Below are 26,036 nucleotides of genomic sequence, written 5' to 3' on the forward strand. Positions count from 1 at the left end.
TCGTGACCGTCGTTCTCGCCGGCGTCGGCGCCGACACCACGAACGTCGGGACCGTCGCGCCCCTGTACGACGACGGCCGGTTCGAGTACGTCCCGATCCCCGAGAAGACCCGCGAAACCGACGAGGAGGAGACGTTCGGCTCGTGGCCACTGCGGGGGCGGAAGGGCGTCGCCGCCGACCTCACGACGCGGATCCGGCCCCGACCGATCGGCGACGACGACCTCGTCCTCTCGGGGGAGGACCTCGCCGGGTGGCCCCTCCACCGCGACCCGAACTTCGAGGCGCTTTCCTACGGCGAGCACCGTGCGGGCTACGTCTCCCGCCTGCGCTCGCTGGAGGCGGGCGACGCCGTCGGCTTCTACGCCGGACTCTCGGATGGTGACCGCACCCACCGCTACCTGATCGGCTCGTTCACCGTCGAGGAGGTCGCTGTCGTCACACCCGAGACCCCGCCGGAGGAACGGGAGGCGATCCTCGAGCGGTTTCCCGAGAACGCCCACGCCAAGCGTGCCTCCGGAACCGAACTCTACCGCGAGGAGAAGGCCGTCGTCCTCCTCGCCGGCCGGGAACCCGGCGGGCTCCTCGCGCGCGATCCGGTCCGGATCAGCGACTACTACGTCGCGGCGGGCAACGAACGGGCCCAGTACTACCTTCGGGAGAGGGTTTCGGAGAAGCTCTCGGTCGTCGCCGGCCGGGAGAACATGACGTTCAAACCCGCCTACGAGTGTTCGATCCCGGCCGAACGGTTCCACGAGCTGCTTGGCGAACCCGGCGACCGGCCCGTAGACGAGCCCGCGTAACGCGACCGCCGAACAGTACAGCGGCAAGGAGGCCCCGGATACTTGTGTCCCGGCGACCTCCTGTAGGTATGAGCTACAACGGATCAACCTACCGGACGACGATCGGCTGGTCGCTGCTCTCCTCGGGGCTCGTCACGCTCCTCTTGATAGTGCTGCCCTTCGACTCGCTGTGGTGGGGACTGCTCCTGATCGCGGCCGGGATCGTCGTGATGATCTACCGCTAGGCCCGCTCGGCGACCGCCTCGGCGCGCTTCTGGGCGCGCTCGCGGACCCCCTCCGAATCGAGGGTGAGCACCTCCCGGTCGCGCATGAGGACCTCGCCGCCACAGACCGTGTGCCGGACGTCCGAGCCCCGCACGGCGTACGCGAGGTGGCTCACGAGGTCGTGGCGCGGCGTCAGGTGTGCGGAGTCGAGATCGACCACGGCGATATCGGCCGGCGCACCCTCCTCGAGTCGTCCCCCCTCGATCCCGACGGCGTCGGCGCTGCCCGCGGTCGCCATCCCGACGACCGCGTCGGCGGGGACCGCGCTTGCGTCCCCGCTCGCGAGTTTGCCGACCATCGCCGCGTCGCGGGCCTCGCCGAACGGATCGAGGTCGTTGTTCGAGGCGGCGCCGTCAGTGCCGATCCCGACCGTGACCCCCGCCTCGCGCATCTCCTCGACGGGTGCCATCCCGCTCGCGAGCTTCATGTTCGAGGCCGGACAGTGGATCACGCCCGTCCCCGCCTCCGCGAGCAGGTCGATCTCCTCGCGATCGACGTGGACCGCGTGGGCAAGGAAGTCCTCGGGCTCGAGCATCCCCCGCTCGGCGGCGTAGGCGAGCGGGCGAACACCCTCCTCCGCGACGATCGGCGCGACCTCCTCGTCGGTCTCGTTGGCGTGATAGTGGATCGGAACGCCCGCATCGCGGGCCTTCGGGACGAACTCCTCCAGATACTCGGTCCCCACGGTCGTCAGCGAGTGGGGCATAAACGCCGTCGAGATCCGTCCGTCGGCCGCGCCGGCGAACTCGCGGGCGACCGCGAGGCTCTCCTCTGCGTCCGCACGGGCGGCGGCGTCGTCTTTCCCGACCGTGACGATCCCGTGGCCCAGCCGTGCTCGCACCCCGGCGGTCTCGACCGCCTCGACGATCTCGCCCACCTCGAAGTACATGTCCGCGAACGCCGTGGTGCCGGCCTCGATCATCTCGAGGAGGCCGAGTTCCGCGCCCGCGCGGACGTCCTCGGCGGTGAGGGCGCCCTCCGCGGGCCAGATGTCCTCCCGGAGCCAGGCGTCGAGAGGTTTGTCGTCGGCGTACCCCCGTAGCAGGCTCATCGCGACGTGACAGTGGCCGTTGACCAGTCCGGGGATCACGAGTCCCCCCGAGGCGTCGAGGTGCGCGTCGCCCTCCAGATCCGAACCGATCTCGACGATCTCGCCCGCGTCCCGATCGACGAGGAGGTCAGCACGTTCGACCGTCAGATCCGGAAGCAAGACCTGCCCGCCGATGATCGCAAGCGTCGTCATGGAGCGGGGTTCACGTCGGGGGTGCGTCAATCCTGCGTCTCGCCGGCGAGCCAGCCCTCGACTCGCTCGGCGAGCGCGCCGCGGCGATGGATCCGTCCGTGTTCGACGTCGACGACGGTGCTCGGGGGAGCCTCGCCGTCGGCGGTCGCCGGATCGTCCGCGAGGACGACGGCGACCGCCTCGCGGATCGTCGGATCGAGGTCGGCCGCCCGCCGGACCGATGGCTCCCCGCTTCTGTTCGCGCTGGTGGCCGTGATCGGCCCCGCCCGCTCGGCGAGCGCGAGCGCGGGCTCGCAGTCGGGAACTCGGACCCCGACCCGGTCGCCGCCCGCGGTGAGGACGTCCGGGATCGCTCCCCCGTGCCGGCAGACGACGGTCACCGGACCGGGGAGGAACGCCCGCATGAACCGCTCCTCGCGCTCTCCCGCCCGGACGTACTCGAGGGCGCGGTCGACGCTTCCGACCGCAACGGAGACCGGCTTCGAGCGGTCGCGGCCCTTCGCCTCGAAGACTCGCTCGACGGCCGCGGAGTCGGTCGCGTCGGCTCCCAGCCCGTACACCGTCTCCGTCGGGTAGACGACGAGTTCGCCCCGTTCGATCGCCCTCACGGCGGCCTCGAAATCGTCCATGAGGACAGTGGCCGGCTGGCGGCCAAAAGCGCTGCGTCCCGGCTCAGAGCCGTGCGTCGACCTCGTCGTAGTCGGGGAACTCGGGCCACTCGCTTGCGACCCAGGCGTACTCGACGGTCAGGTCGTCCTCGAGCAGGAAGATCGCCGGCCGGGGTTCTTCGATTTCCGCCATCCCGTCGAGGTCGTTGACGATGCCGTACTCCTCGGCGACGCCGTTGGCCGGGTCCGAGAAGAGCGGGGCGTCGATTCCCCGGTCATCGATGAACCGCTTGTGCTCGTAGGGCGTCGATATCGAGAGCCCGACGACCTCGATGGCGTCGGTCCAGCCGCGGTCGCGGATCTCGTTCCACATGTAGGTCGCCGGAAAGGCGCCGTCCATCGGGTGACAGACCAGCAGGAGCCGTCCGTCCGCGACCGCCGACAGCCGGGCGTCCTCCCAGTACTCCCCGTTGACGAGCGGGCGCTCGAAGTCGGGCGCGTGGTCGCCCTCCTCGACGTGGTCGGTCTCGGGAAGCGAGACGACGTCGAAGTCGGGCATCAGTCGCCACCCCCAGTCCCGGCGTCGTGGGGCCCGTCGGTTGCCGCGCTCTCATCCTCGCGGCGCCCACTGATTGCCGCGCTCTCCCCGTACGTGCGCTCGAGATAGTCGACGATGTTGGCGCTCTCGGACATCGTCACTCCCGTTCGAGGGTCGACGATGGCGGGCACCGAGCGTTTGCCCGAGACCCGCTTGACGACGTTCCGGTCGGAGTGCATCGGTTCGACGAACCGCGAGCGGTACTCGAGCCCGCAGGCGTCGAGCGTCCGGGTGACCCGCTCACAGAACGGACACGCCTGGAGACGATAGAACGTGATCGGGGCGTCGGAGTCGGGTGCCATACCCCCCGTTGGGGCCTGCGTCCGGTAAGAGTGTCGTCGATCGCGGCCCGAAGAGAACCCCTTTGGAGTGCCGAAAGCGGAAACTGTTAATCGGCCGGGTGATAAATCGAGGGTAGTCAATGGTACCGTCCGCGATTCTCGAGGTTGCGCTTGCGACGTACGAACTCCCCGTGATCGGAACGGAGATCAATCAGACCGCGGTCACTGTCGCGGGCGCCCTCGTCGTCGTCGTGTTGATCGGTCTCTCGGGGTTTTTCTCCTCGTCGGAGATCGCGCTGTTCAACCTCCCGAAACACCGCCTCGACGGGATGGTCGAGGACGGCATCCCCGGCGCGAAGCGAGTCGAGTCGCTCAAAGAGGACCCCCACCGCCTGCTCGTGACGATCCTCGTCGGGAACAACGTCGCCAACATCGCGATGACCTCGATCACGACCGCGCTGCTCGGCTTTTACTTCGGCGGGCTCTCCGCGGTCCTGCTCTCGACGGTCGGCATCACGGCGGTCGTCCTGTTGTTCGGCGAGAGCGGGCCCAAGTCCTACGCCGTCGAGCACACCGAGAGCTGGTCGATCCGGGTCGCACGGCCCCTGAAGGCCACCGAGTACCTCCTCTTTCCGCTCGTCGTCCTCTTCGACCACCTCACTCGCCAGATCAACAAGCTAACCGGCTCGACGGAGGGCGCCATCGAGAGCCCCTACGTCACCAGAGACGAGATCCAGGGGATGATCGAGTCCGGCGAGCGCGAGGGCGTGTTGGAGGAAGAAGAACACGAGATGCTCCAGCGGATCTTCCGGTTCAACCAGACGATCGTCAAGGAGGTGATGACCCCGCGCCTCGATGTCACCGCCGTCCCCAAGGACGCCGGCATCGACGAGGCGATCGAGACCTGCATCCAGAGCGGCCACGCCCGCGTCCCCGTCTACGAGGGCAGCCTCGACAACATCCAGGGCGTCGTCCACATCCGCGATCTCGTCCGGGACCTGAACTACGGCGAGACCCACGACCTCGAACTCGAGGACATGATCCAGCCGACGCTGCACGTCCCCGAGTCCAAAAACGTCGACGAGCTCCTCGCGGAGATGCGCGAGGGGCGGATGCACATGGTGATCGTCGTCGACGAGTTCGGGACCACCGAAGGGATCGTCACGATGGAGGACATGGTCGAGGAGATCGTCGGCGAGATCCTCGAAGGGAGTGAGGACGAACCCGTCGAAGAGATCGACGACCACACCGTCCTCGTCCGCGGCGAGGTCAACGTCGAAGACGTAAATGAGGCCTTAGAGATCGACCTCCCGGAGGGCGAGGAGTTCGAGACGATCGCGGGCTTCATCTTCAACCGCGCGGGCCGGCTCGTCGAGGAGGGCGAGGAGATCGAGTTCGACGGCGTCCGGATCACCGTCGAGGACGTCGAGAACACCCGGATCATGAAGGCGCGGCTGACGAAGGTAAAGCGAGAGGAACCCGCCGAGGCCGACGTCGAGGAGTGAACCGGGCTACCGGCCGACCATCCCCTCGAGGTCGCGGGCGACGCGGGGCGGGACCACGAGCCGGCGCGGACCCGGCACGTACACCCCGTCGGGCTGGGCGTAGGTGAGAGAGACGATCGCCCACTCCCCCAGGTAGCGCGCGGAGATCGCCTCGACGGTGGCGAGGTCGATCGCCTCCTCCGGTTCGTAGAGATAGATCGCCCCCTCCTCGGGGTCGAGGACCCCGACCGACCGGAGGGTAGTCGAAAGCGCGACCGCGACGAGCGCAAGCGGGAGCGTGAGTGCGGCGAGGAAGTTCCCGACGCTGCCGCCGACGACGAGCACGGACAGTACCATGAACGAGCCGACGACGACGGCGCCGGCGATGGCGTCGACGGCCCGCCCGGTGTCGGTTCCTGACTCGGCCTCGGAGTCGGAGGTGCCGACGCCCGGCAGCCATCCCTCGAGGCGCTCGAGCCACACGCCGAGGTCGCCGGCGATCGCGAGGGCGGCGATCGTGGCCGCGAGAGCCGCCAGTGCGGCGATGACGACCGGCCGGGTGCCCGTGCCGCCGGCCAGTCCGAGGAAGCGTCCGAAGACGACGAGGACGATCGCGGCGAGGAAGGTGCCGGCGCCGAGCGCCCACAGCGCACGGATCGGGGGCGACGTCGAGGGGTCCCGTCGCCACCGGACGGTGTGGTCGTCCATGGTCGGTACGGGGTGCCGATCGGCCAAAGGCCGTTCGGTTCCGCCTCAGAACAGGAGGAGGGAGACGAGGGTGTAGCCGAGATAGGAGAGGCCGAACGAGATCGCAAGCGAGAGCACCCACGCGAGGACGGTGTATGCCATCTTGCGGCCGCTGACGCCTCCGCCGGCGCCGGCGGCGGCGTAGCCGCTCCCGATGATCGAGCTGACGATGATCTCGTTGAACGAGACGGGGATGCCGTAGAGGACGGCGATCTGGGCGATCGCAAACGAGGGGATCAACGCGGCGATCGACCGCCGGGGGCCCAGCGAGGAGTAGTCCTGGGCGATCGCCTTGATCATCCGGGGCGCGCCGGTCCACGACCCCACGAGCAGGCCGACGCCGCCGCCGACCAGCAGCGCCAGCAGGGGAAGCCCGAGGTCGCCCGACAGCGGGATCAGCGGGCCGATCGCGAGCCCGACCTGGCTCCCGCCCGCCGAGAAGGCGACGAGCGCGCCGAGCGCTAATAAGAAATGGCGCTGGCCCCGATCGACGTCGGCCCGCAGGTCGGCGGCGAGGACGACCGCCCAGAGCGCCATCACGGCGACCGTCACGAGCGCCGGACCCAGCAGCGAGGGGCCGCCGAGGCCGCCGCCGGCGGCGACGGCGATCGAGGCCCCGCCGTCGCCCGAGCCCAGCACCGCGAACTCGATGTTGGCGACGATCGCGCCGACGAGGGCGGCGAGGCCGACGACGGTGTAGCGTTCGGGGATCTCCACGTCTCGCAGGAGGCGAGCGATCGAGTAGGCGATCCCGCCGCCGGCGAAGGGGGTAAGGACCCACAGGGTTCCGATCTCCCGGTACTTCGCCCACGCCGGGTCCCCACCCATCGCCAGTCCGACGCCGACTACCGCACCCGTCACCGTAAACGCCGTCGCTATCGGGTAGCCCGCGAAGACGCCGGTCGCGACCAGGGCGGCGGCGACCGTGAGCCCGATCGTCGCCGCCTCCGGGGAGAGGACGACGCCGCCGATCAGGTCGCGCCCGACCGCCTCGCTGACGTTCGCACCCTGGAGGACCGCCCCCGCAAAGCCAAGCAGGCCGACGATAAAGCCCGCCCGCATCACCGAGATCGCGTTCGCGCCGACGGCGGGGGCGAACGGCGTCGAGCCGGACGAGCCGGCGCCGATCGCCCACGCCATGAAGAGGCTGGCGCCGGCGGCCACGAGGAAGGTTCCGAGCGTCGCGACGTCGACCATCTGTGTGTCGGTTGCCCGCGGGCCTACAAGTGTGTGCCGACCTGGGGACGAGGCGCCGTCCCGCCGAGTGCCGGCGTGTGGGTCATGAGAGCGAGCAACGGCCACGAACCGGACCCTCAACTACTAAGGAGTTGCTCCCGGAGTAGTAGCCATGGATCCGACCGACCGAATCGACAGACGACGGTATCTGGCACTGGCCGGTGCCGCGGGCGCGATCGGGATCGCCGGCTGTCTCGAGGACGCCGGCGGAAACGGCAACGGCAATGGAAACGGGAACGGCAACGGCAACGGCAACGGAGACGGCGGGGACGGAAACGAGACGGAGGAGACGGAAACGGACGAAGAGACGGCGGACAACGAGACCGACGGCAACGCAACCGGCAACGAGACGGAGACGACGGACAACGAAACCGCCGGCAACGAGAGCGACGACAACGCGACTGACGGTGCTGACAACGAAACCGACGGCAACGAGACGGCCGGCGAGGGTGGCCGCGAGATCGTCGCCGGCACCGCCTCGGGCTTCCCGCCGTTCGAGATGGTCCAGGAGGGCGAACTCGTCGGCTTCGACATCGACCTCCTCGAGGCGGTCGTCGACGAGACCGAGTACGAACTCACGGGGTGGGAGGACCTCGAGTTCGACTCGCTCCAGCCGGCGCTCCAGAACGGGAACATCGACGTCATCGCGGCGGCGATGACGATCACCGAGGAGCGCCAGGAGTCGGTCGCGTTCAGCGACCCCTACTACAGCGCCGACCAGTCGGTGCTGGTCGCAGAAGACGCGGAGTTTCAGCCCGAGGAGCTGGCGGATCTCGAGGACCGCGAGATCGGCGCCCAGTCGGGAACGACCGGCGAGACCGTCGTCAACGAGGACCTGATCGACGAGGGGCTGATCGGGGACGACCAGTACACCTCCTTCGACAACTACGTCCTCGCAGTCGAGGACCTAGAGCGGGGACTGATCGACGCGGTCGTCCTCGACGAGCCGGTCGGGGAGACCTTCCAGGCCGACCGCGCCGTCGAGGTCGCGTTCGTCTTCGAGACCGGCGAGGAGTACGCCTTCGCCGTCCGCCAGGACGACGGGGACCTCCAGACCGCCTTGAGCGACGGGATCGCCGCCGTCGAGGAGGCGAGCGACCTCGAGGAAATCACCCGCGAGTGGTTCGGCGAATAGGGGATGGAGGCGCTTCTGGCACCCGTCGAGACGGTCGCGGCATTCCCGCTCCCGGAACTTGCCGTCGCCGTGCCGAGCGAGGAGGCGGTCGCCGAGGTCCTCGGCGAGGACTGGGCGTTCGTCTATCGCAACCGGTGGCACCTGCTCGGCGGAGCCGCGGTGACGGTCGCGCTGACAGCGACGAGCCTCCTGCTCGGATTTCTCGCGGGCTTTCCCGCGGGAGCGATCGAAACCTACGGCTCGGGCTACTCCCGATCTCTCGTCCGAAAGCTCGGCGTCCTCCTGCGGGGGACCCCGATCCTCGTCATCATGATCTACGCCTTCTTCGTGTTGCCGATCGGGATCGTCGTCGGCCCGGTCGTCGCGGTCCTCGAGGGGCTCGATTCCCTGCTCGCGCCGACGCCGCTTGCGGTCCCGGCGGTCGGCGAGGCGTTCGTCGCCGCGACGATCGCGCTGGGGCTGCGCAGCGCGGCCTACCAGTCCCAGATCTTCCGGGGGGCCCTGGCGAGCGTCGGCGAGGGCCAGATGCGGGCCGCCCGGTCGGTCGGGATGAGTAGGTTGGGAGCGATCAGACACGTGATCGTCCCCCAGGCGCTGCGCCGGAGCGTTCCGGGCTTTCAAAACGAGTTCACCATCGTCCTGAAAGACACCTCGATCGCCTTCGCGATCGGGCTGGGCGAACTCCTCAAACGGAGCAACGACCTCTTTACCCAGCAGACGACCGCGGTACTGGAGATCATTCTCGCGGCGAGCCTGATCTACTTCGTGCTCACCTTCGGGACGAACCGCGGCCTCGACTACGCCAGCGAGCGCTACGCGATCCCGGGTGAGGGAACGTGAGCCGGGAGACGGCGGGGACGGCGGACGACCGCGAGCCCGGAACGGACCCCCTCCTGCGCATCGAGGACGTCCGGAAGTCCTACGGCAGCGAGGAGGTGCTCCGAGACGTCTCGATGACGGTCGATCGGGGCGACGTCGAGGTGCTCGTCGGCCCCAGCGGGAGCGGGAAATCGACCCTGCTGCAGTGTATCAACCGACTGACCGAGGTCGATTCCGGACGGATCTTCCTCGAGGACCTCGAGATCACGGCGCCCGAAACGGATCCCAACGAGGTCCGAGGGCGCATCGGGATGGTGTTTCAGGACATCAACCTCTTTACCCATCTCACCGCCCGCAAGAACGTCACGCTCGGCCTGGAGAAAGTGCGGGGGATGGACCGAGAGGAGGCCCGACTGCGGGCCGACGAGGAACTCGACCGCGTCGGGCTGGCGGATCAGGCCGACTCCTACCCCGCACAGCTCTCTGGCGGGCAGAAACAGCGCGTCGGGATCGCCCGCGCGCTCGCGATGGACCCCGAACTGATGCTGTTCGACGAGCCCACGAGCGCGCTCGACCCCGAACTCAGCAACGAGGTGCTCGCGGTGATGGAGCAGCTCGTCGAGGAGGGGATGACAATGGTCGTCGTCACCCACGAGATGCGCTTCGCCCGCGGTGGCGCGACGGGAATCACCTTCCTCGACGAGGGAGAGATCGTCGAGCGCGGCCCACCGGAGACGCTCTTCGAGAACCCCGACCACGAACGGACCGCACGCTTCTTCGAGAGCATCCGCCATGACTGACCGTCCGGATCTCGGCTGGCTCCTGACCATCGTCGCGGCCGTCGCCTTCTGGGGTTGGCTCCTCTCGCGGTGGGCGACGGACTGGCTGCTCGCCCCCCTGGGGATCGGCCCCGGCCGCGGCGAGAACTACCTCTCGCCGGCCCCCCTCGAGGACGCCGCCGGGACGTTCGAGGGGACGGCGGCCGCGGTCGGTCCGCTCCGGGTTCGGGTCGATCCCATCGCGACGGTTCTCGACGGCGCGGCGCTGGCGGTCGAGGTCGCCCCCGTGCTCGCCGACGGCGCCTGGCACACGATCGTGCTGACGGCGGTGAGCCTCCTGCTTGGGCTGGCGATCGCCGTCCCCCTCGCGGTCGTGCGCGTCTACGGCGGCCCCTTCGCCTGGTTCGCGCTTCTCTACACCGAGTTGATCCGGGGGACGCCGCTGCTCGCCCAGCTGTTCGTCCTCTACTACGGCCTCGATCTCGCGGTCTGGCTCAACGACGTCGACGTCGTCGGCCGGGGGTTCGTCCCCGAGTACGCCTTCTGGATCGCGATCATCGGCTTTACCATCAACGGCTCGGCCTACCAGGCCGAGTACATCCGGGGTGCCTTGGAGAGCGTCGACGAGGGCCAGTTGACCGCGGCGCGGGCGGTCGGGCTCTCGAAATCGGAGGGGATCAGGTACGTCGTCCTCCCCCAGACGCTCCGGTACGCGATCCCCGCCTGGACGAACGAACTCGTCTACCTCATCAAGTACTCCTCGCTTGCGGGCTTCATCACGGTGCCCGAACTCTACTACCGCGCGAGCCGGATCGCCTCGACGACCCTCGAGTACACCCCGGTCTTCACGCTGCTCGCGCTCGTCTACATCGGCCTCGTGCTGACGGCGACCGACGCGATGGGCCGGCTGGAACGTCGCGTCGCGGTGCCGGGGCTGGGCGGTGGCGAGGGGCGCCAGCAGGCCCGGACCGAGGGCGAGTAAACGGGTCAGTCGGCCACGACGGGTCGACCGTCAGTTCGTCGTCGACCGGGAGTTGTCCTCGGGTTCCGGCGGGGGTTCGGCGCCCTCGATGGCCTCGGCGGCCGTCGTGTCCTTTGGCGTCTCGACGTGCCAGCGGTCGACGTCGTCCTCGTACTCCTCTAAGATCCCCGAGACGTCGTCCTTCAAGACGTCGTCGTTGATGTTGACCTCGAAGACGAACGACTCGCCCTCCTCGCGGGCCGACTGCTGGACGTTGGCGCTGATGAGTTCGTTGTCGAAGTAGTAGGGGGCGAGCTGGGTCATCACCTTCCGGTAGACGGTGTCCTCGACCTGCCGGATCGCCTTTCGGCTCGCCGAGTCCGCGGCGCGGGCGACGTAGTCGATCGACTCCCGCCAGTTGCCGACGGCGTCCTCGCGGTCGTCCTCCTCGATGGCCTCGTAGGACTCCGAGAGCTTCTCGCCTGCGGTCTGGAGGTCCTCGTCGGGCTTCTTGCCCGCCTTCTCGCCTCTGCCCTCCCCGACGCTGGCCTGATCGGCGGTCTTCTCGTTGACATCGCTCTCTAAGGTCTCGTGGGCCTTCGGGCGCCACTCCTCCCACTCGTCGAACGCGCGAGCGAAACGGGCACCGTAGTCGGCGTCCGGGTCGTCGGCGCCGGCCTCCCGAAGGGCCTGCGTGACCCGTTCGCCGTGTTCGACGACCGCTCCCCAGTCGCCGCGAACCTCGAACCCGGAGATGCTCTCTTGCATTCGGCTGGAACGGTGGTATGAGCCCGACCCGTATAAAGCTCTCCGCTACGAGTCCAAGCCCCGACTACTCGCTCGTCACGACGTAGGTGAGGACGACGAGCACGAGCGCGAACGCGACGACCCGCCCCCAGGAGAAGGTGGTGAGCCCGGCGAACGCCGAGAGCCACAGCAGGAGGGCGGCGAAGGCAGTGGAGAGCGCGACGTTGAGGGCGAACAACACCGCGGGGTGGCCCGAGGAGGAGTCGAGTCCCTCGGAGAGGTCGCCGCTCATGCCCCGAGCGTTCTCCGCGATCCGACTTAAGGATACCCCGGCTACGCCCGGAGTACGGCCCGCTCGCCCTGCTCGGTCGGGAACGGATCCTCGCCGCCGGCGCTCTCGCCGTCCTCGAGAAGGCAGGCGTCGATCGCGTCCTCGAGCGCCGCCCCGTCGAGATCGGTCCCGAGACAGACCAGCTCCGTCCGGCGGTCTCCATAGTCGTCGTCCCAGGGGAGGTCGGGGTGGTTCTCCCGGTAGAGCTCCCGCCGGGACCGGGGAAGCGAGGCGATCCACGGACCCTCGCCAACCGCCGAAACCGACCGACCCGCGAGGCTAGCATAGATCGCGAGCTCGTCGCGGCCGGCGAGCCAGCAGACGCCCTTCGCCCGGACGACCTCGAGATCTCGAAGGAAGTCTGCGAACCGCGCAGGGTCGAGCGGCCGGCGGCGCCGGAGGACGTGGCTCTCGACGCCGTAGACCGTTTCGGGCGAGCGGTGGTCGTGGCTCGCGTGGTCGGCGTGGCCGCCCGGGTCGTGGTCCGCGTGGCCGCCGTGGCCCCCACCGCCCTCGAGGGCGCGCTGCCAGCCCGCGAGTTCGCCGAGCGCGTCGGGATCGAACCGGGCCGCGAACAGCCGGTCGGGGTCGATCTCCGAGTAGGTCGTCCGGACGACCGCCGCGTCGGGCTGGAGGCCGAAGACGATCGCCTCGAGATGTTCGAGTTCCGAGTCCTCAAGGAGGTCGCACTTGTTCAGGAGGACGAGGTTGCTCACCTCGATCTGTTCGATCAGCAGGTCGGCGAGCGGGCGGTCGGTCGCGTCGGGCGGCGTCTCCCGCTCGAGGGTTTCTCCCGAAAGAGTCTCGGCGAGGACGGCACTGTCGACGACGGTCACGAGCGAGGCGACCTCGAAGCGGGCGGCGGCGTCGCCGGCGGTGAAGAGGCGGGCGACCGGCGCAGGCTCGCTGATCCCCGAGGACTCGACGACGAGGTGGTCGAACTCGTAGCCGTCGGCGAGGCCTCTGACTGCGGTGGCGAGGTCGTCCCGGAGCTCACAGCAGATACAGCCGTTCGAGAGCTCGGCGATCCCCTCGCTCGGGAGGCGCCGTTCGAGCAGGGAGGCGTCGACGTTGACCTCGCCCATGTCGTTGACCAGCACCGCGAGCCGGCGGTCGGCGGTCTCGAGGAGGTGGTTCAACAGGGTGGTCTTGCCCGCCCCCAGGTTCCCGCTGACGACGGTCACGGGGATCGAATCCGACATGGCGGTCGGTTACGGCTGCGTGGTGAAAACCGGCCCGGTCGTTCGTGAGGTTCCCGCGGACTGCCGGCGGGCCGGTCCGGTTCGGCGGTTGGCGACATTCTTTTGGCCGCGCCGTGAAACCGACCCACATGGCGATCGCCGACCGGATCGCAGCCTACAGGGAACGCCTCGAGGCCTGGCTCGAGGCCCGCTTCGGCGGGACCGTCGCCGAAGAGTGGGCCAGAGGGCTCTACCATGGGATGGTCTCGCATCCGGCCTACGAGAAGATCGAGTTCGAGGCCGAGGACCGCGAGGACGCGTTCATGCTCGCCTGCTTCCCCGACGCCTTCGGCATCCCGAGTCCCGTCTCCTATTACACCGCCGAACTGCTCCCCTACCTCGAGGACGAGTACGAGGCCTAGCAGCGCCGGATGTGGGACCGGAGTTCGATGTTAGAACGGAAGGGCCGCCAGCATCACCTCTGATGGAGAGTTCGAGGTTCGTCTTCGTCGGCGGGAAAGGCGGGGTAGGGAAGACGACCGTCGCCAGCGCCTACGGCGTCCGCCGGGCGCGCGCAGGCGACCGGGTCCTGCTGGTCTCGACCGATCCCGCCCACAGCACGAGCGACGTCTTCGGCCAGGAACTCGGCGACGACCCCCAGCCAGTGAGAGGTCACGACGGTCTCGAGGCCGTCGAGATCGATCCCGAAAGCGAGGTCGAGGCCCACCTCCAGGGACTCAAACGGGAGCTTGGAACCCAGATGAGCCCGGTCCTGGTAAACGAGATCGACGTCCAACTCGAGATGGCCCATCGAACGCCGGGGGCCTACGAGGCCGCGCTGTTCGACCGGTTCGTCGACGTCATGCGCGAGTCCGGGGGCTACGACCGGGTCGTCTTCGACACCGCGCCAACGGGGGGCACCCTCCGGCTGCTCTCCCTGCCGGACCTGCTCGAGGGCTGGATCGAGCGCCTGAAGGAGAAACGAACGGAGAGCATCGACCTCTACGAGAAGGCGGCGATCGGCAACCGGACGCCCCGCCGGCTGCTGGAGGGCGATCCGATCCTCGCGCGTCTGGAGGAGCGCCGCGAGCGCTTTGCCTTCGCCGGCGATGCGCTGCGGGAGGACGCCGCCTTCGCGCTCGTCGTCACCCCCGACGAGCTCTCGATCCGGGAGACCGAGCGGGCGATCGACGACCTCGCCGATTCGGACCTCTCGGTTGGTGGGCTCGTCGTCAACCGGCTGCTCCCCTGGCCCGAACCCGACGAGGAGGGGCGGGGCGCGACGTATCTCCGCGAGCGGGGGCGCTCACAGCGGGCCAGGGTCCGGGAGGCCAGAGAGCGCCTCGAGCCGCCGGTCGTCGCCGAGATCGAGGCCCGGACCCGGGAGGTGACCGGCGACCTCCTGGGCGAGGTCGCCGGGGAGGTGGCGCTGTCGGTCGACGGCGGCGAGAAGTAATGCGAGTCAGAGGGAGAACTCACCTCCAGTAACACGCTGTTACCGGAGGTCGTACTCAGATAATCCTCATCAAAAACCCGGTGGGTTTAAGCGACGCTCCATCCATGACCTACGGTAGCGTGATAGCATGCAGGTGATCTGGTTCGTCGCCTTCGTCCTGGTAACGTTCACGGTGGGGTACGTGGGGTACTCGGCGTACCTCTCGCGGCTGGTCGAACTCGACGACGACCGGGATACCCCCGCTCACAAACACAGGGACGGCCAGGAGTACGTCCCCTCGAAACAACCGGTCTTGCTCGGCCATCACTTCTCGAGCGTCGCCGGGGGGGCACCGATCGCCGGTCCCCTCACTGCGGTCGCCGCGTTCGGCTGGCTACCTGGGTTGCTCTGGGTCGCCATCGGCAACCCGATCTTCGGCGCGGTCCACGACTTCATGGCGCTCTCGGCTTCGATCCGTCACGAGGGGAAGTCGATCGGCTACATCATCGGCGAGTACGTCGGGGAGCGGGGTAAGAACATGCTGCTCTGGTTCGCGTTCCTGCTGGTCGTACTGGTCGTCGCCGCCTTCGTCTTCCTCATCGCACAGGTGTTTAACGCCTACCCGCCGGCGGCGACCGCCAGCGTCATCTACATCGCGCTGGCGCTGCTGTTCGGAGTGTATCTCTACCAGTTCGACGGCCCGTTCGTTCCCGGCGCCGTTTTCTTCATTGCCGGCGTCTTCGCCGGCGTCTGGGTCGGAGTCCAGTACCCGATCGCGCTGGTCGGGATCGACGGGCTCCCGGAGGGGACGATCGTCCTGCTCGGCGACGCCGGTGCCTGGAACTGGCTTCCCCTCGCCGAACAGACCAACGCCAACTTCGCCGCCTGGGCGGTCGTCACCGTCGTCTACTCCTTCCTGGCGGCGACGCTTCCCGTCTGGGTCCTGCTCCAGCCCCGGGACTTCCTCACCTCCTCGCTGCTGTACACGGGGATCGGCGCGATGCTCGTCGGCGTCCTCGTCGGAACCTACCTCTCGCTGACCGGCTCGTTCGAGCCCGTCGACGTCCCCGTCTCCGGCGTCGAGTTCGACTCGGTCACCATCGAGGGGATGGAGGCCGCCGTCCCCGCGTTCACCGGCTTCGTCCACCCAAGCCTCGGGCCCCTGCTCCCCTTCCTCTTTCTGACGATCGCCTGTGGAACGATCAGCGGCTTTCACTCGCTGGTCTCCTCGGGGACGACCGCCAAACAGCTGAACAGGGAGAGCGACGCCCGCGTCATCGGCTACGGCGCGATGCTCGGCGAGGGGCTACTCGCGCTGACCTCGATCATCGCGGTCTCGCTCGCCGCCGCGACCGTCAGCGCCGGCGACCTCGGCGCGGCGATCGCCGTCTTCCCCGCGGGCGGCGGCGCGCTCGTCACCACGCTGGGGGTCTCGGCGACGCTCGCCTCGGCGTTCATCGCGCTCGTGTTCGCGAGCTTCCTGCTCACCAGCACGGACACCGCGATGCGGCTTGGCCGATACCTCCTCGAGGAACTCATCGGAACGCCGGAGACGACCGCCCAGGGCGCGATGACCAACCGGTACGCCAACGCGGGCGTCACCGCGGTCGGGGGCTATCTGCTGGTCGCCTCCGGAACCTGGTCGAACCTCTGGCTGCTGTTCGGCGGTGCAAACCAGCTCCTGGCGGCGCTCGCCCTGCTGGTCGCGACGGTCTGGCTCGCCAACTGGAGCGACACGAAACAGCTCCTGAGCACGGGGATCCCGCTCGCGTTCATGGTGGTCGTGACCATCATCGGGCTCCTCTGGGTCGCCCTGATCCGGTTCCCGGCGTACATCATAGAACCCGCCGCCGCGAGCGACCCCGGGATCACCGAGTGGGACGTCTGGGGCGACCTGATCGCCGACCCGGGGATGATCGCCGGGATCGAGCTCTCGCTTTCGACGTTTTCCTTCGCTCTCCTGAGCATCGTCGCGCTCGTCCTAGTCGGGCTGGCGATCACTCTGTTGGGGATGGGACTGGACAACATCCGCGAGGCCAGAGCCGGCCTCGGCAGGGAGGCCGTCGCCCCCAGCAGCGAACCCGGCGACGACTAGCGCGACAGCCAGCCCAGAAACCGGTCGAGGCGCCCCGGTTCCTGTACGTCGATCGGCTCCCAGAGCCGGAACGCGCTCTCGACGTCGGCTTCCCGACTCGCGACGCTCGCTTCTCCTTCGGGTGTTACCACCAGCAGGTTGGTCTCGTAGTGACCGAAGTAGCCGTAGTTCAACAGCGTGCGGTTCCGGTAGCCCGCGACGAACTCCCGGACGTCGTCGGGGATCGAGTCGGCGATCAGGACGAACGTGAAGTCCGTGCTGTAGTGGTCCTCGTCGGCCTCGATCCGCTCGTCGGCCAGGCGTTCGCCGAGGGTCTCCATGGACTCCAGTTCCACGACCGCCGGCCGATCGACCCGCCGGACGAACAGGTACTCCTCGGCCTCGTGGTGGCCGAAGGTCAAGGCGGGGTGGATCGCATGGCGCTCGTGGCGGACGTGCATCTCGCCGTAGAGCGAGAAGCGCTCGCCGGCGACGACGTGGTCGCGCTCTAGATCGTAGTGATGGGCCAGCCGAAGCCCGACCCGGTCGAGGTAGTCGTCGTTCCAGACCGGGACCCCTTCGGGACGCTTCGACCGTTCCCGAGGGGTGTCGTCGGTCGAGACGGACCGATCGCCGGCAGGGTCGTCGGTCACCACGGCCACCCCCGCTTCATGACTGGATCGTCTCGCGGCGGCGGTAAATACGTTGGCCGAGGGCCCCTTATTGTCCCTCGGTACGTACACCCGTGTATGGATCCGTCGAACGATCCCGGCGGCCCGGCGGACCGAGAGAGCTGTGGCCGGTGTAGCTTCTCGACGGTCGTCGATGCCGTCTCGACCGACGACCCGGAGCACGAGAGCCCACACGACCCCTTCGAGGGCGGCCACATCGAGGTCGAGGAACGCGACCTCCGGCTGGTCTCCGCGCCCGCCGTCGTCGCCGGCCGGCTCGGCCGCCGGCTCGACGACCTCGCCGAACGGCTCATCTACGGTCGGGAGGACTGACCACGAGACTCAGGTCGTCCGGAACGCCCGGTCGCCGGCGTCACCGAGGCCGGGGACGATGAAGCCGTTCTCGTCGAGTCGGTCATCGATCGCGACCGTCAAAAGGTCGGCCCCGGGGAACTGCTCGCCGACCCGGAGCAGCCCCTCGGGCGCCGAAACCGCCGAGAGCACGATGAGGTTCTCGGGTTCGCCCGCGTTCTGGACGACGTGTTCGAGGACGACCGCCATCGTACTTCCCGTCGCGAGCATCGGATCGGCGACGATCACGGTGTCCTCTTCGGTGATCTCGGGCAGTTTCACGTAGTCGACCGTGATCGGGAACCGGCCCTCCTCGTTCCGGCCGGCCTCCTCGTCGCGACTCGCGCTGATCACTCCCTGACGGGCCCGCGGGAAGGCCTTGAGCAGCCCCTCGACGAACGGCGTCGCCGCACGGAGGACGTTGATGATGACCACGTCATCGAGCCCGTTGACGCGCTCGCCCATCGTCTCCTCTAAGGGCGTCTCGATCGTGACGTACTCGGTGTCCATCCGGCCGTCGATGATCTCGTAGCCACAGATCCGCCCGAGTTTGACCAGCCCCTTCCGGAACTCGACCTGTTCGGTCTCGACGTCCCTGATCCGCGAAAGGGTGTCCTTTGCCATCGCGTGGGTGACGAGGGAGGCCTCCTCTCTGTCTTCGATCGGCATTACCCTACCCCTGTGTGGGGGCGCCGGTAAGTGTATCGACGTTCGCTCGCAGTCACAGCAACCGTCGGACGTGCTCCTCGAACTCCTCGGGAACGAGGTCGGCGAGCGCATCGGTGTCGGTCTCGCCGTCGGCGTTGACGAGATAGGTCCGTCCGCGGGCGTCGCCGTACACGCCCTGGAAGTCGTAGACGAAGCCGTAGATCGCCTCCTCGTCGGGGACGTCGCTACTCTCGCGGAGGAACTCGACCTGGCGATCGACGTTGTACTCGACGAGTTGATCGACGAGGCTCGGCTCCCGGTCGGGACCGACCCGATCGTCGGCGAGGCCCGCCTCTACGACCGGGACGAGCTCTCGGATCCACTTCTCGACGCCCGCCGGTGCGTCGATTTCGTCCGCTCGGACCGCCTCGAGGGCCGCGGTCACCGCGCCACAGCCGGTGTGGCCGACGACGGTCGTCACGCCAGTGTCGGTATACGCGATCGGGTAGAGAACGCTGCCGTCCACCACTCGCTGCCCGTCGTGGCGGTCCCAGACCTGGTTGCCGATGGTACTGGGGGTGAACAGCCAGCCGGGTTCCTCGACCGACCACATTCCCTCCTGAGAGACCCGCGAGTCCGAACAGCAGATCGAGACCGCTGCGGGCTCCTGGCCGTCCTGAACGGCCGCGAAGTAATCGTCGGATACGGATTCGACGTGGGCGGCGTTGCGCTCGAGCAGTTCGCGAAGCGTGGTCTCGGGCATGGAGGAGGCTGTGTGTGCGAGCGTATTCTATGTTCCCCTCGGGTCGGCCGGGACGGATTCGATCGTGCTCTCTCGAACCGGATCAGAAACGGGACTCGAGGGTTCGCCGAGACGATCGCCGCGAGAAGTGCGTCCTTGCGGATTCGAACGTCCGAAAGACGAGCGAGAGCAAACCTTTCGACTTCCCGCGTGCGCAGCGAGTGAGGACGGCTCGGTCCGCGGTCGAGTGCGAAAGCTCTTCGAACGAGAAGCGCGTGGAAACCGGATGCCGCCTCCCGGATTTGAACCGGGGACAGCTCGATCTTCAGTCGAGTGCTCTCCCAGTCTGAGCTAAGGCGGCCCGTCCGTCTCTCCGTCGATAGCACAAAAAAGGATTTCGAAAGGCGCCGGCTCCCGGCGGATCCAAACGCCCGAGGTCGAACAAGGGGTCGTTGACGCCCGCGGAAATCCCAAGCGATCGGGACATACCCGCCGTCGTCTGTTGGATGCCCGAATATTCAAGACACGCTTTTGCGCTCCGGCGAGTAATATCGTGTTATGGAAGCGCTTGCCAGGGACGAACCCCCGGCGGACCTCTCTGCCGATACGATCCTGGAGCTGCTCGCAAACCGGCGGCGACGGTACCTCCTCTACGCACTCCGTCAGTACGACGACCCTATCGAGCTCGCCTCGGTCGCAGAACGGATCGCCGGCTGGGAACACGACATCGCGCCCGAGGAAGTCTCGCGCAACGAGTACAAGAGCGTCTACGTCTCCTCGGTCCAGTGTCACGTCCCCAAGCTCGCGGACGCGGGCGTCGTCGATCACAACGAGGAAAACCACTCCGTCGTCCTCGCCGAGAACTACGAGCAACTCGAGCCCTACCTCCGGCTCGTGATCGTAGACGAGCCACGGAACTCCCGGCTCCACGCGGCCCTGGAGGCGGAGTCCGGGGACGGCCTGATCCGCCAGCTCCGGGAGAACGTCGCACGGCTTCGGCCGTAGCACGGGGTTACCAAGAGGGGGCTCGGGCGGGTTCGAACTACCTGAACGTCGCTCGCTACCGCTCGCCCCGTAATTCGAATCCATCCTCACAGCATATTTCTGCCGCTCACGGATCGTTCGCGACGGAAATATGGGCTCGGGCGGGTTCGAACCACCGACCTCGGCCTTGTAAAGGCCGCGTCATGACCAGCTAGACCACGAGCCCCGGCCGTCGGAAGGCCCGCCGGGCGAATAACCTTTGCCTTCTCGTCCAGAACACCACCCAATGAGCCACGAACGGGCGGTCGCCGCGCTCCTCGCGCTCGCGGTCGTCCTCGCCGCCGGAATCGGCCTCTCGGTGCTGGGGGTGCTCCCGGCGCCCTGGACCGACGACGAGGGCGACGTCCGGATCGTCGGCGCCGACGGCGAGACCAAAGCCGCCATCGACGTCGAGGTCGCCGACACCCGCCAGGAACGGTACACCGGTCTGAGCGACCACGACTCCCTGGAGCCCGGCGAGGGGATGCTGTTCGTCCACGGCGACGAGGGCGAGCGGACGTACGTGATGCGAGAGATGGCCTTCGGGATCGACATCGTCTTCGTCGGAGGCGACGGTGAGATCACGGAGATCCACCACGCCCGCGCGCCGGAGTCCGGCGAGGACGGGGCCGAGATGCACTACTCCGGGCGCGCGAAGTGGGTCCTCGAGGTCCCCTACGGCTACACGAACGAGACCGGCGTCGAGGTCGGCGACGAACTCGTGATCGAGAACACGTTCTGATCCGGCGACGGGGACTATTTCGATTCGTAGGAAATACTTATTGCTGACCGCCCATTCAGGCGGTGTAATGAGCGTCGACTGGGAGGAGGACGACCCGTTCGAGGAACAACGGGACAAGATCGAGAACCCGATGAAGCGGTTGTTCGCCGAGTACGGAATGCGCTACAAGTTCCAGGCGATCGTCGGCATTCTCGCGAGCGTCTTCGCTCGCATCCTCGATCTCCTGCCGCCGGTGATGTTGGCCGTGGCCCTCGACGCGGTGTTCAGGGAGGAGACGACCTACGCCGAGGCGTTTCCCCTGGGGAGCAGCCTGATCGAGCCGTACGTACCGGCGACCCAACTCGGACAGTTCTACCTGACGGTCGGCATCATCGCCGGGGCCTTCTTTCTGGGCGCCGGCTTCCACTGGGTTCGAAACTGGGGGTTCAACGGCTTCGCACAGAACATCCAACACGACGTGCGGACGGACACCTACGACAAGATGCAGCGCCTGAACATGGACTTCTTCGCCGACAAGCAGACCGGCGAGATGATGTCGATCCTCTCGAACGACGTCAATCGCTTGGAGCGATTCCTCAACGACGGCATCAACTCGATGTTTCGCCTGTCGGTGATGGTGGTCGGGATCGGCGTCATCCTCTTTGCGTACAACTGGCAGCTGGCGCTGGTCGCGCTCCTTCCCGTGCCCCTGATCGCCGCGTTCACCTACCTGTTCATCAGGATCATCCAGCCCAAGTACGCGAAGGTGCGCTCGACGGTCGGCAACGTCAACTCCCGGCTCGAGAACAACCTCGGGGGGATCCAGGTGATCAAGTCGAGCACGACCGAGGAGTACGAGTCCGACCGCGTCGAGGACGTCTCGATGGACTACTTCGACGCCAACTGGGACGCCATCGAGACGCGGATCAAGTTCTTTCCCAGCCTGCGGGTCATCGCCGGCATCGGGTTCGTCGTCACCTTCTTCGTCGGCGGCCTCTGGGTGTTTCAGGGGTCGCCGCCGGGACCCTTTACCGGCGAACTGCGGGAGGGGACCTTCGTCGCGTTCGTCCTCTACACCCAGCGGTTCATCTGGCCGATGGCCCAGTTCGGCCAGATCATCAACATGTACCAGCGCGCACGCGCCTCCTCGGCGCGGATGTTCGGCCTGATGGACGAACCCCACCGGGTCGCCGAGGACCCGAGCGCCGTCGATCTCGAGGTCACCGACGGGCGCGTCGAGTACGACGACGTCACGTTCGGCTACGACGAGGAAGAGACCATCGTCGAGGACGTCTCCTTCGAGGTCGAGGGCGGCGAGACCCTCGCGCTCGTCGGCCCGACCGGTGCCGGCAAATCGACCATCCTCAAACTCCTCTTGCGGATGTACGACGTCGACGAGGGGGCGATCCGGATCGACGACCAGGACGTCCGCGAGGTCACCCTGCGGAGTCTCCGGGAGCGGACCGGCTACGTCAGCCAGGACACGTTCCTGTTCTATGGCACCGTCGAGGAGAACTTGAAGTACGGCACGTTCGGCGCCGACCGCGAGGAGGTGATCGAGGCCGCGAAGATGGCCGAGGCCCACGAGTTCATCCAGAACCTCCCCGAGGGCTACGATACGGAGGTCGGGGAACGCGGCGTGAAGCTGTCGGGCGGCCAGCGCCAGCGCATCTCGATCGCCCGGGCGATCCTCAAGGATCCCGACATCCTCATCTTAGACGAGGCGACCAGCGACGTCGACACCGAGACCGAGATGCTGATCCAGCGTTCGATCGACAAGCTGACCGAAGACCGGACGACGTTCGCGATCGCTCACCGGCTCTCGACGATCAAGGATGCAGAACGGATCGTCGTCCTCGAGGACGGGCGGATCGTCGAACGGGGGTCCCACGAGGACCTTCTCGACAACGACGGGCTCTACGCCCATCTCTGGGGCGTTCAGGCGGGCGAGATCGACGAGCTCCCCCAGGAGTTCATCGAGCGCGCCCAGCGCCGACAGGCCCGGACCGAGGCCCAACAGGATGACTGATCAGAACGAGTCCTGGTCGGAGTGGCCCTCCTCCTCGCCGGCTTCGTCCTGGCGCTCCTCGCCCGGCGCGTAGGGGGTCCGATCGGAGTAGTTCTTGCGGCCGATCGCGTCGTCGCCGACGAAGTTCATGATCATCGTTTCGATGTCGCCCGCGTCCTGGTAGGTCTGGTCGTCGTCCTGTAGCGGCTCGAGGATCTCCGCCAAGGTCGTCGTCTCGTCGCCGAGTTCGAACTCGGCGTCGCCGTACTGCTCGATGAGTTCGTCGTTGTCGATCGGGTAGTCGATATCGTCCTCGATCGTCTCCTCGAACCCGCCGAACTCGACGCCCTGCTCCCTGCTCTCCTCGCCGTCCATCGTGGTCGAGTCGTCGTCGCTCATACACTCGATCGTCGGCCTCCGTCCACAAAACGGTTCCACCTGCATCCACCGCCGGAACTAACCCCTCCCCCACGTGACCCAGGGTCATGTACCTTCCCGAGGCCACCTGGAGTGAGGTCGCCGACTGTGGAACCGACCTCGCGGTCGTCCCGGTCGGCGCCACGGAACAACACGGCCCCCACGCCCCCCTGGGAACCGATTTCCTGATCGCCGAGGCGGTCGCCGCCGAAGGGAGCGAACGCTTTTCGGGCGAGGTCGTCCGCGCGCCGACGATCCCGGTCGGCGTGAGCGAGGAACACCGCCAGTTCCCGGGCACGCTCTGGCTCTCGCCCGACACCTTTCGAGAGGTCGTCCGCGAGACGGTCGCGGGCCTCGCCGCCCACGGCTTCGACCGGGTCGTGCTCGTCAACGGCCACGGCGGTAACGTCTCCGCCCTCCGGGAGGTCGCGGGAACGATCACGCGCCACGATGCGGCCTACGCCGTTTCCTTTACCTGGTTCGACGCGGTGGGCGACGACGAGATCGAGATGGGCCACGCCGGCGCCTTCGAGACCGCCGTGCTCCGGTACCTGGGAGACCTGGTTCGGGAGGGAAGTGTCGAGGAGGCGAGCGACGCCGGGGCAAAGCGGTGGGGCGAGTGGGTGTCGGGCACCAACCTGGCCCACGACTCGGCTGAGTTCACCGACAACGGCGTCGTCGGCGATCCCGCGGAGGGAACCGAAGAACGGGGCGCGCGGCTGTTCGACCGGGCCACAGACCGACTGGCGGATCTGCTCGAAGCCGTCGAGAGACGGGACGTGTCGCGGCCGGCCCGACGGGAGTGAGTCAATCCGACCCCGTCCACCGGTGGAGCCAGAGCGCACAGGCCAGCGCGACGGCTGCGGCGAGGGTCGCGATGGCGAACGCCATCCGGTAGCCGGTCGCGGTGTAGACCCTGACGCCGCCGACGAGCTCGCCCGTCCAGTAGCTGTCGAGCACGAAGCCCATCAGCGTCGGAAGGGTCGATCCCCCGAGGAAGGCGGCGCCGTTTATCGTCCCCGTCGAGACGCCGCTGGCGCTCGCGGGATGGCGGTCCTTGACGACCGCGTAGCTCAGGACGAACGCGCCGAGGAAGGACCCCGTCAGGAAGAAAACGGCCGCGACGACCGGCAGTGGAGGGTTCCCGACCGCGGCGATCGTCCCGAGCGCGAGGACGTAACAGCCTCCGCCGACGATCATCAAACTGGTACGCTCGCCGGTCCGATCGGAGAGCCAGCCGAGCGCGGGCGGGCCGACGACCAGCCCGACGCTTCCCGCGAGGGTGAACGTCGAAGCGTACGTCACCGAGACGTCGTACGTCTGGGCGACGTAGGGCACCCCCCAGAGCCCGAACAGGGTCAGGTTGATTCCCGTCGCACAGAACAACATCGCGCTCACCGCCCAGACGACCCGATCCCCGAGAACCGCCGCCAGCGACGCCCGGAGCTCGGCGAGAGTGAGCGAGGGCTGGTCGGGGACGCCCTCGACCGGCTCGAACCCCGCGCGTTCGGGGGAGTCCCGGACGACCAGGGCGACGAGGACGGCGACGGCGAGCCCGACGGCCCCCAACGCGGCGATCGTCGTCCGCCAGCCCGCCGCGCCGACGGCGAGCGCGAGCGGCGTCGTCGCGAGCACCCCGCCGATTCCCGACACCGCGAAGGTGAGCCCGCTCATCGTCGCGAACTCGTCGGCGCGGTACCAGCTCGCACAGAATCGCAGGATACAGACGAAGACGACGCTCCCCCCGAGGCCGATCAGCCCTCGGCCGGCGATCGCCGTCCAGTAACTCCCCGCGAGCGAAAACCAGAGCGCGCCGACGCTCATTACGACGGCCCCCGCGGCCGCCGTCCGCCGGGGACCGACCCGATCGGCGAGCAGCCCCGTCGGGATCTGCATCGCGGCGTAGACGTAAAAGAAGACCGCGTGGAGCGTTCCCAGGCGGGCGCCCGTCGTCCGAAACGCCGCCATCAGCTCCTCGGCGAGCACCGCAGTCGAGAGCCGGTAGACGTTGACCAGCAGGAAAACAAGCCCGAGGAGTCCCCACAGGAGCCAGCGATAGCGTCGCGGGGAACCGAACGGCTGCATCGACTCGGACACGATTGCGACGGGAGAAACGTTCACCGATCGGCGACGGCCGCCCGCAGCTACTCCTCGTCCTCGTCTTCGTCTTCGCCTTCGTTCCCGCCGTCGGCTCCGTCGCCGGCGCCGGTTTCTGCGTCCTCGAGGGATTCCTTGAGCGCTAGCATCGTCTCGGGAAGGCCGTCGATGCGCTCGCCGGCCGTCGAGAGCTGCTCGACGGTTTCCTCGAGGGCCTCGATCTCGCTTTCGAGGTCGGAGGCGTCCTCGAAGGCTTCGGCGCGCTCGCCCATCGTGTACCACTTCTTTGCGTCCCGGAGATGCTCTTCTGCGTCGCCGGCCTCCAGGTTCGCGTCGAGGGTGTTCAGGACGCCGAGGACGTTGTCGGCCTCGGCCTCCCAGACCGCGTCGGCCTCGGGGAGGGCCTCCCGGGCGGCCGAAAGCGAGGACTCGACGTCGTCGCGCATCTCGCTTGCCGCCTCCCCGAACAGTTCGTCGTCGTCCAGTGCCGATTGGCTCATGGCCGGGCGTACACCGCCGCCAGGGTTAAAAGGTCGCCCGAAAGCGGAAGTGAAATCGGGGTCGAGAACCGCGAACGGGAGCGAACGACGCACGGATTCCGAAACCAGCTCGTCGGGAGAGGTCGAAACCGTTAA

The 26,036-nt window shown here is 67.9% G+C and carries 29 protein-coding genes, 2 tRNA genes and 1 pseudogene; 15 read left to right on the top strand and 17 right to left on the bottom strand.

Translation table 11 applies throughout. The features are described from left to right. Window positions 1-2: 2 nt before the first annotated feature. Together LCF40_RS09290 and LCF40_RS09295 are read left to right on the top strand one after the other, a co-directional pair. Complete coding sequence (locus LCF40_RS09290) at window positions 3-800, top strand: Nmad3 family putative nucleotide modification protein (protein ID WP_224828248.1); 798 nt, start codon at window positions 3-5, stop codon at window positions 798-800. Window positions 801-868: 68 nt separating this feature from the next. Beyond that, window positions 869-1,024 carry a hypothetical protein gene (locus LCF40_RS09295; protein WP_198667824.1) on the top strand — a complete coding sequence of 52 codons (156 nt, stop codon included), beginning with the start codon at window positions 869-871 and terminating at the stop codon, window positions 1,022-1,024. On the opposite strand, the gene LCF40_RS09300 is transcribed toward LCF40_RS09295, so the two are convergent. From LCF40_RS09300 to LCF40_RS09315, 4 genes are read right to left on the bottom strand one after another with little or no spacing between them, the layout of a single operon-like run. Further along, entirely contained in the window at window positions 1,021-2,307 is a 1,287-nt protein-coding gene (locus LCF40_RS09300; RefSeq protein ID WP_224828249.1) for an amidohydrolase, read from the bottom strand. The two genes, LCF40_RS09295 and LCF40_RS09300, sit on opposite strands and share 4 nt — an antisense overlap. 26 nt (window positions 2,308-2,333) lie before the next feature. Beyond that, window positions 2,334-2,936 (bottom strand): L-threonylcarbamoyladenylate synthase, encoded by a 603-nt coding sequence (locus LCF40_RS09305; protein ID WP_224828250.1) that lies wholly within the window; start codon window positions 2,934-2,936, stop codon window positions 2,334-2,336. A gap of 43 nt (window positions 2,937-2,979) precedes the next feature. Further along, entirely contained in the window at window positions 2,980-3,474 is a 495-nt protein-coding gene (locus LCF40_RS09310; protein ID WP_114576003.1) for a redoxin domain-containing protein, read from the bottom strand. After that, on the bottom strand, window positions 3,474-3,815 hold the full coding sequence (locus LCF40_RS09315; RefSeq protein WP_224828251.1) for a glutathione S-transferase N-terminal domain-containing protein: 342 nt from the start codon (window positions 3,813-3,815) through the stop codon (window positions 3,474-3,476). Before LCF40_RS09315 ends, LCF40_RS09310 begins: the two co-directional genes overlap by 1 nt. A 119-nt stretch (window positions 3,816-3,934) precedes the next feature. Here LCF40_RS09315 and LCF40_RS09320 point away from each other — a divergent pair, with 119 nt between their 5' ends. Next, window positions 3,935-5,299, top strand: a complete 1,365-nt coding sequence (locus tag LCF40_RS09320; RefSeq protein WP_224828252.1) for a hemolysin family protein — start codon at window positions 3,935-3,937, stop codon at window positions 5,297-5,299. Between the two features lie 6 nt (window positions 5,300-5,305). Here the strand turns inward: LCF40_RS09320 and LCF40_RS09325 are convergent, their stop codons facing one another. Both LCF40_RS09325 and LCF40_RS09330 read right to left on the bottom strand, forming a co-directional pair. Next, entirely contained in the window at window positions 5,306-5,986 is a 681-nt protein-coding gene (locus LCF40_RS09325; protein ID WP_224828253.1) for a hypothetical protein, read from the bottom strand. Between the two features lie 45 nt (window positions 5,987-6,031). Beyond that, window positions 6,032-7,222, bottom strand: a complete 1,191-nt coding sequence (locus LCF40_RS09330; protein WP_224828254.1) for an inorganic phosphate transporter — start codon at window positions 7,220-7,222, stop codon at window positions 6,032-6,034. 151 nt (window positions 7,223-7,373) lie between these two features. Between LCF40_RS09330 and LCF40_RS09335 the strand changes: the two genes are divergently transcribed. The 4 genes from LCF40_RS09335 to LCF40_RS09350 are packed head-to-tail and all read left to right on the top strand — an operon-like array spanning window position 7,374 to window position 10,976. Then, entirely contained in the window at window positions 7,374-8,396 is a 1,023-nt protein-coding gene (locus LCF40_RS09335) for a transporter substrate-binding domain-containing protein (protein WP_224828255.1), read from the top strand. A gap of 3 nt (window positions 8,397-8,399) precedes the next feature. After that, entirely contained in the window at window positions 8,400-9,236 is an 837-nt protein-coding gene (locus LCF40_RS09340; RefSeq protein ID WP_224828256.1) for an amino acid ABC transporter permease, read from the top strand. Beyond that, window positions 9,233-10,015 carry an amino acid ABC transporter ATP-binding protein gene (locus LCF40_RS09345; RefSeq protein ID WP_114575996.1) on the top strand — a complete coding sequence of 261 codons (783 nt, stop codon included), beginning with the start codon at window positions 9,233-9,235 and terminating at the stop codon, window positions 10,013-10,015. The genes LCF40_RS09340 and LCF40_RS09345 overlap by 4 nt, the downstream gene beginning before the upstream one ends. Beyond that, window positions 10,008-10,976 (top strand): amino acid ABC transporter permease, encoded by a 969-nt coding sequence (locus tag LCF40_RS09350; protein WP_224828257.1) that lies wholly within the window; start codon window positions 10,008-10,010, stop codon window positions 10,974-10,976. Before LCF40_RS09345 ends, LCF40_RS09350 begins: the two co-directional genes overlap by 8 nt. Before the next feature lie 30 nt (window positions 10,977-11,006). Here LCF40_RS09350 and LCF40_RS09355 read toward each other — a convergent pair whose 3' ends face one another. The 3 genes from LCF40_RS09355 to LCF40_RS09365 all read right to left on the bottom strand — a co-directional run bounded on the left by LCF40_RS09355 (window position 11,007) and on the right by LCF40_RS09365 (window position 13,235). Continuing rightward, on the bottom strand, window positions 11,007-11,723 hold the full coding sequence (locus LCF40_RS09355; RefSeq protein WP_114575994.1) for a DUF5828 family protein: 717 nt from the start codon (window positions 11,721-11,723) through the stop codon (window positions 11,007-11,009). Between the two features lie 64 nt (window positions 11,724-11,787). Continuing rightward, window positions 11,788-11,994 (bottom strand): DUF8107 family protein, encoded by a 207-nt coding sequence (locus tag LCF40_RS09360; RefSeq protein WP_114575993.1) that lies wholly within the window; start codon window positions 11,992-11,994, stop codon window positions 11,788-11,790. A gap of 41 nt (window positions 11,995-12,035) precedes the next feature. Beyond that, on the bottom strand, window positions 12,036-13,235 hold the full coding sequence (locus LCF40_RS09365) for a CobW family GTP-binding protein (protein ID WP_224828258.1): 1,200 nt from the start codon (window positions 13,233-13,235) through the stop codon (window positions 12,036-12,038). A gap of 128 nt (window positions 13,236-13,363) precedes the next feature. On the opposite strand from LCF40_RS09365, the pseudogene LCF40_RS09370 reads away from it, so the two are divergent. The 3 genes and pseudogenes from LCF40_RS09370 to LCF40_RS09380 form a co-directional block, all read left to right on the top strand. After that, window positions 13,364-13,633 (top strand): annotated as a pseudogene (locus LCF40_RS09370) (DUF7990 family protein); the annotation flags it as partial. A gap of 65 nt (window positions 13,634-13,698) precedes the next feature. Next, window positions 13,699-14,670 carry an ArsA family ATPase gene (locus tag LCF40_RS09375; protein ID WP_224828259.1) on the top strand — a complete coding sequence of 324 codons (972 nt, stop codon included), beginning with the start codon at window positions 13,699-13,701 and terminating at the stop codon, window positions 14,668-14,670. 127 nt (window positions 14,671-14,797) lie between these two features. After that, window positions 14,798-16,744 carry a carbon starvation CstA family protein gene (locus LCF40_RS09380; protein WP_224828260.1) on the top strand — a complete coding sequence of 649 codons (1,947 nt, stop codon included), beginning with the start codon at window positions 14,798-14,800 and terminating at the stop codon, window positions 16,742-16,744. Here the strand turns inward: LCF40_RS09380 and LCF40_RS09385 are convergent. Continuing rightward, the gene (locus LCF40_RS09385) at window positions 16,741-17,376 is read right to left on the bottom strand and encodes a DUF8052 family protein (protein ID WP_224828261.1); all 636 of its coding nucleotides are present in this window, start codon (window positions 17,374-17,376) and stop codon (window positions 16,741-16,743) included. The two genes, LCF40_RS09380 and LCF40_RS09385, sit on opposite strands and share 4 nt — an antisense overlap. A gap of 96 nt (window positions 17,377-17,472) precedes the next feature. Here LCF40_RS09385 and LCF40_RS09390 point away from each other — a divergent pair, with 96 nt between their 5' ends. Then, entirely contained in the window at window positions 17,473-17,727 is a 255-nt protein-coding gene (locus LCF40_RS09390) for a DUF8007 family protein (RefSeq protein WP_114575988.1), read from the top strand. 9 nt (window positions 17,728-17,736) lie between these two features. Here the strand turns inward: LCF40_RS09390 and upp are convergent, their stop codons facing one another. From upp to LCF40_RS09405, 3 genes are all read right to left on the bottom strand, one after another. Continuing rightward, window positions 17,737-18,414, bottom strand: coding sequence for a uracil phosphoribosyltransferase (gene upp, locus LCF40_RS09395; RefSeq protein ID WP_224828262.1), 678 nt, complete (start codon window positions 18,412-18,414; stop codon window positions 17,737-17,739). Between the two features lie 52 nt (window positions 18,415-18,466). Then, window positions 18,467-19,156, bottom strand: a complete 690-nt coding sequence (locus tag LCF40_RS09400; protein ID WP_224828263.1) for a carbonic anhydrase — start codon at window positions 19,154-19,156, stop codon at window positions 18,467-18,469. 266 nt (window positions 19,157-19,422) lie between these two features. Then, a tRNA-Phe gene (locus LCF40_RS09405) sits at window positions 19,423-19,496 on the bottom strand. A gap of 197 nt (window positions 19,497-19,693) precedes the next feature. On the opposite strand from LCF40_RS09405, the gene LCF40_RS09410 reads away from it, so the two are divergent. After that, on the top strand, window positions 19,694-20,140 hold the full coding sequence (locus LCF40_RS09410; RefSeq protein WP_224828264.1) for a DUF7344 domain-containing protein: 447 nt from the start codon (window positions 19,694-19,696) through the stop codon (window positions 20,138-20,140). 131 nt (window positions 20,141-20,271) lie between these two features. Here the strand turns inward: LCF40_RS09410 and LCF40_RS09415 are convergent. Continuing rightward, a tRNA-Val gene (locus LCF40_RS09415) sits at window positions 20,272-20,345 on the bottom strand. Between the two features lie 60 nt (window positions 20,346-20,405). Here LCF40_RS09415 and LCF40_RS09420 point away from each other — a divergent pair. After that, the gene (locus tag LCF40_RS09420; RefSeq protein ID WP_114575984.1) at window positions 20,406-20,900 is read left to right on the top strand and encodes a DUF192 domain-containing protein; all 495 of its coding nucleotides are present in this window, start codon (window positions 20,406-20,408) and stop codon (window positions 20,898-20,900) included. 67 nt (window positions 20,901-20,967) lie between these two features. Then, window positions 20,968-22,908, top strand: a complete 1,941-nt coding sequence (locus LCF40_RS09425; RefSeq protein ID WP_224828265.1) for an ABC transporter ATP-binding protein — start codon at window positions 20,968-20,970, stop codon at window positions 22,906-22,908. Here LCF40_RS09425 and LCF40_RS09430 read toward each other — a convergent pair whose 3' ends face one another. Then, window positions 22,909-23,286, bottom strand: a complete 378-nt coding sequence (locus LCF40_RS09430; RefSeq protein WP_224828266.1) for a DUF5789 family protein — start codon at window positions 23,284-23,286, stop codon at window positions 22,909-22,911. An 86-nt stretch (window positions 23,287-23,372) separates the two neighbouring features. Between LCF40_RS09430 and LCF40_RS09435 the strand changes: the two genes are divergently transcribed. Continuing rightward, window positions 23,373-24,110: a creatininase family protein gene (locus LCF40_RS09435; protein ID WP_224828267.1), complete on the top strand. Its 738-nt coding sequence runs from the start codon at window positions 23,373-23,375 to the stop codon at window positions 24,108-24,110. A 1-nt stretch (window position 24,111) separates the two neighbouring features. Here LCF40_RS09435 and LCF40_RS09440 read toward each other — a convergent pair whose 3' ends face one another. Both LCF40_RS09440 and LCF40_RS09445 read right to left on the bottom strand, forming a co-directional pair. Further along, window positions 24,112-25,389, bottom strand: a complete 1,278-nt coding sequence (locus LCF40_RS09440) for an MFS transporter (RefSeq protein ID WP_224828268.1) — start codon at window positions 25,387-25,389, stop codon at window positions 24,112-24,114. A gap of 59 nt (window positions 25,390-25,448) precedes the next feature. Next, window positions 25,449-25,901 (bottom strand): DUF5790 family protein, encoded by a 453-nt coding sequence (locus tag LCF40_RS09445; RefSeq protein WP_224828269.1) that lies wholly within the window; start codon window positions 25,899-25,901, stop codon window positions 25,449-25,451. Window positions 25,902-26,036 lie beyond the last annotated feature (135 nt).

The sequence above is a fragment of the Saliphagus infecundisoli genome (assembly GCF_020177375.1).
Lineage (GTDB): Archaea > Halobacteriota > Halobacteria > Halobacteriales > Natrialbaceae > Saliphagus > Saliphagus infecundisoli.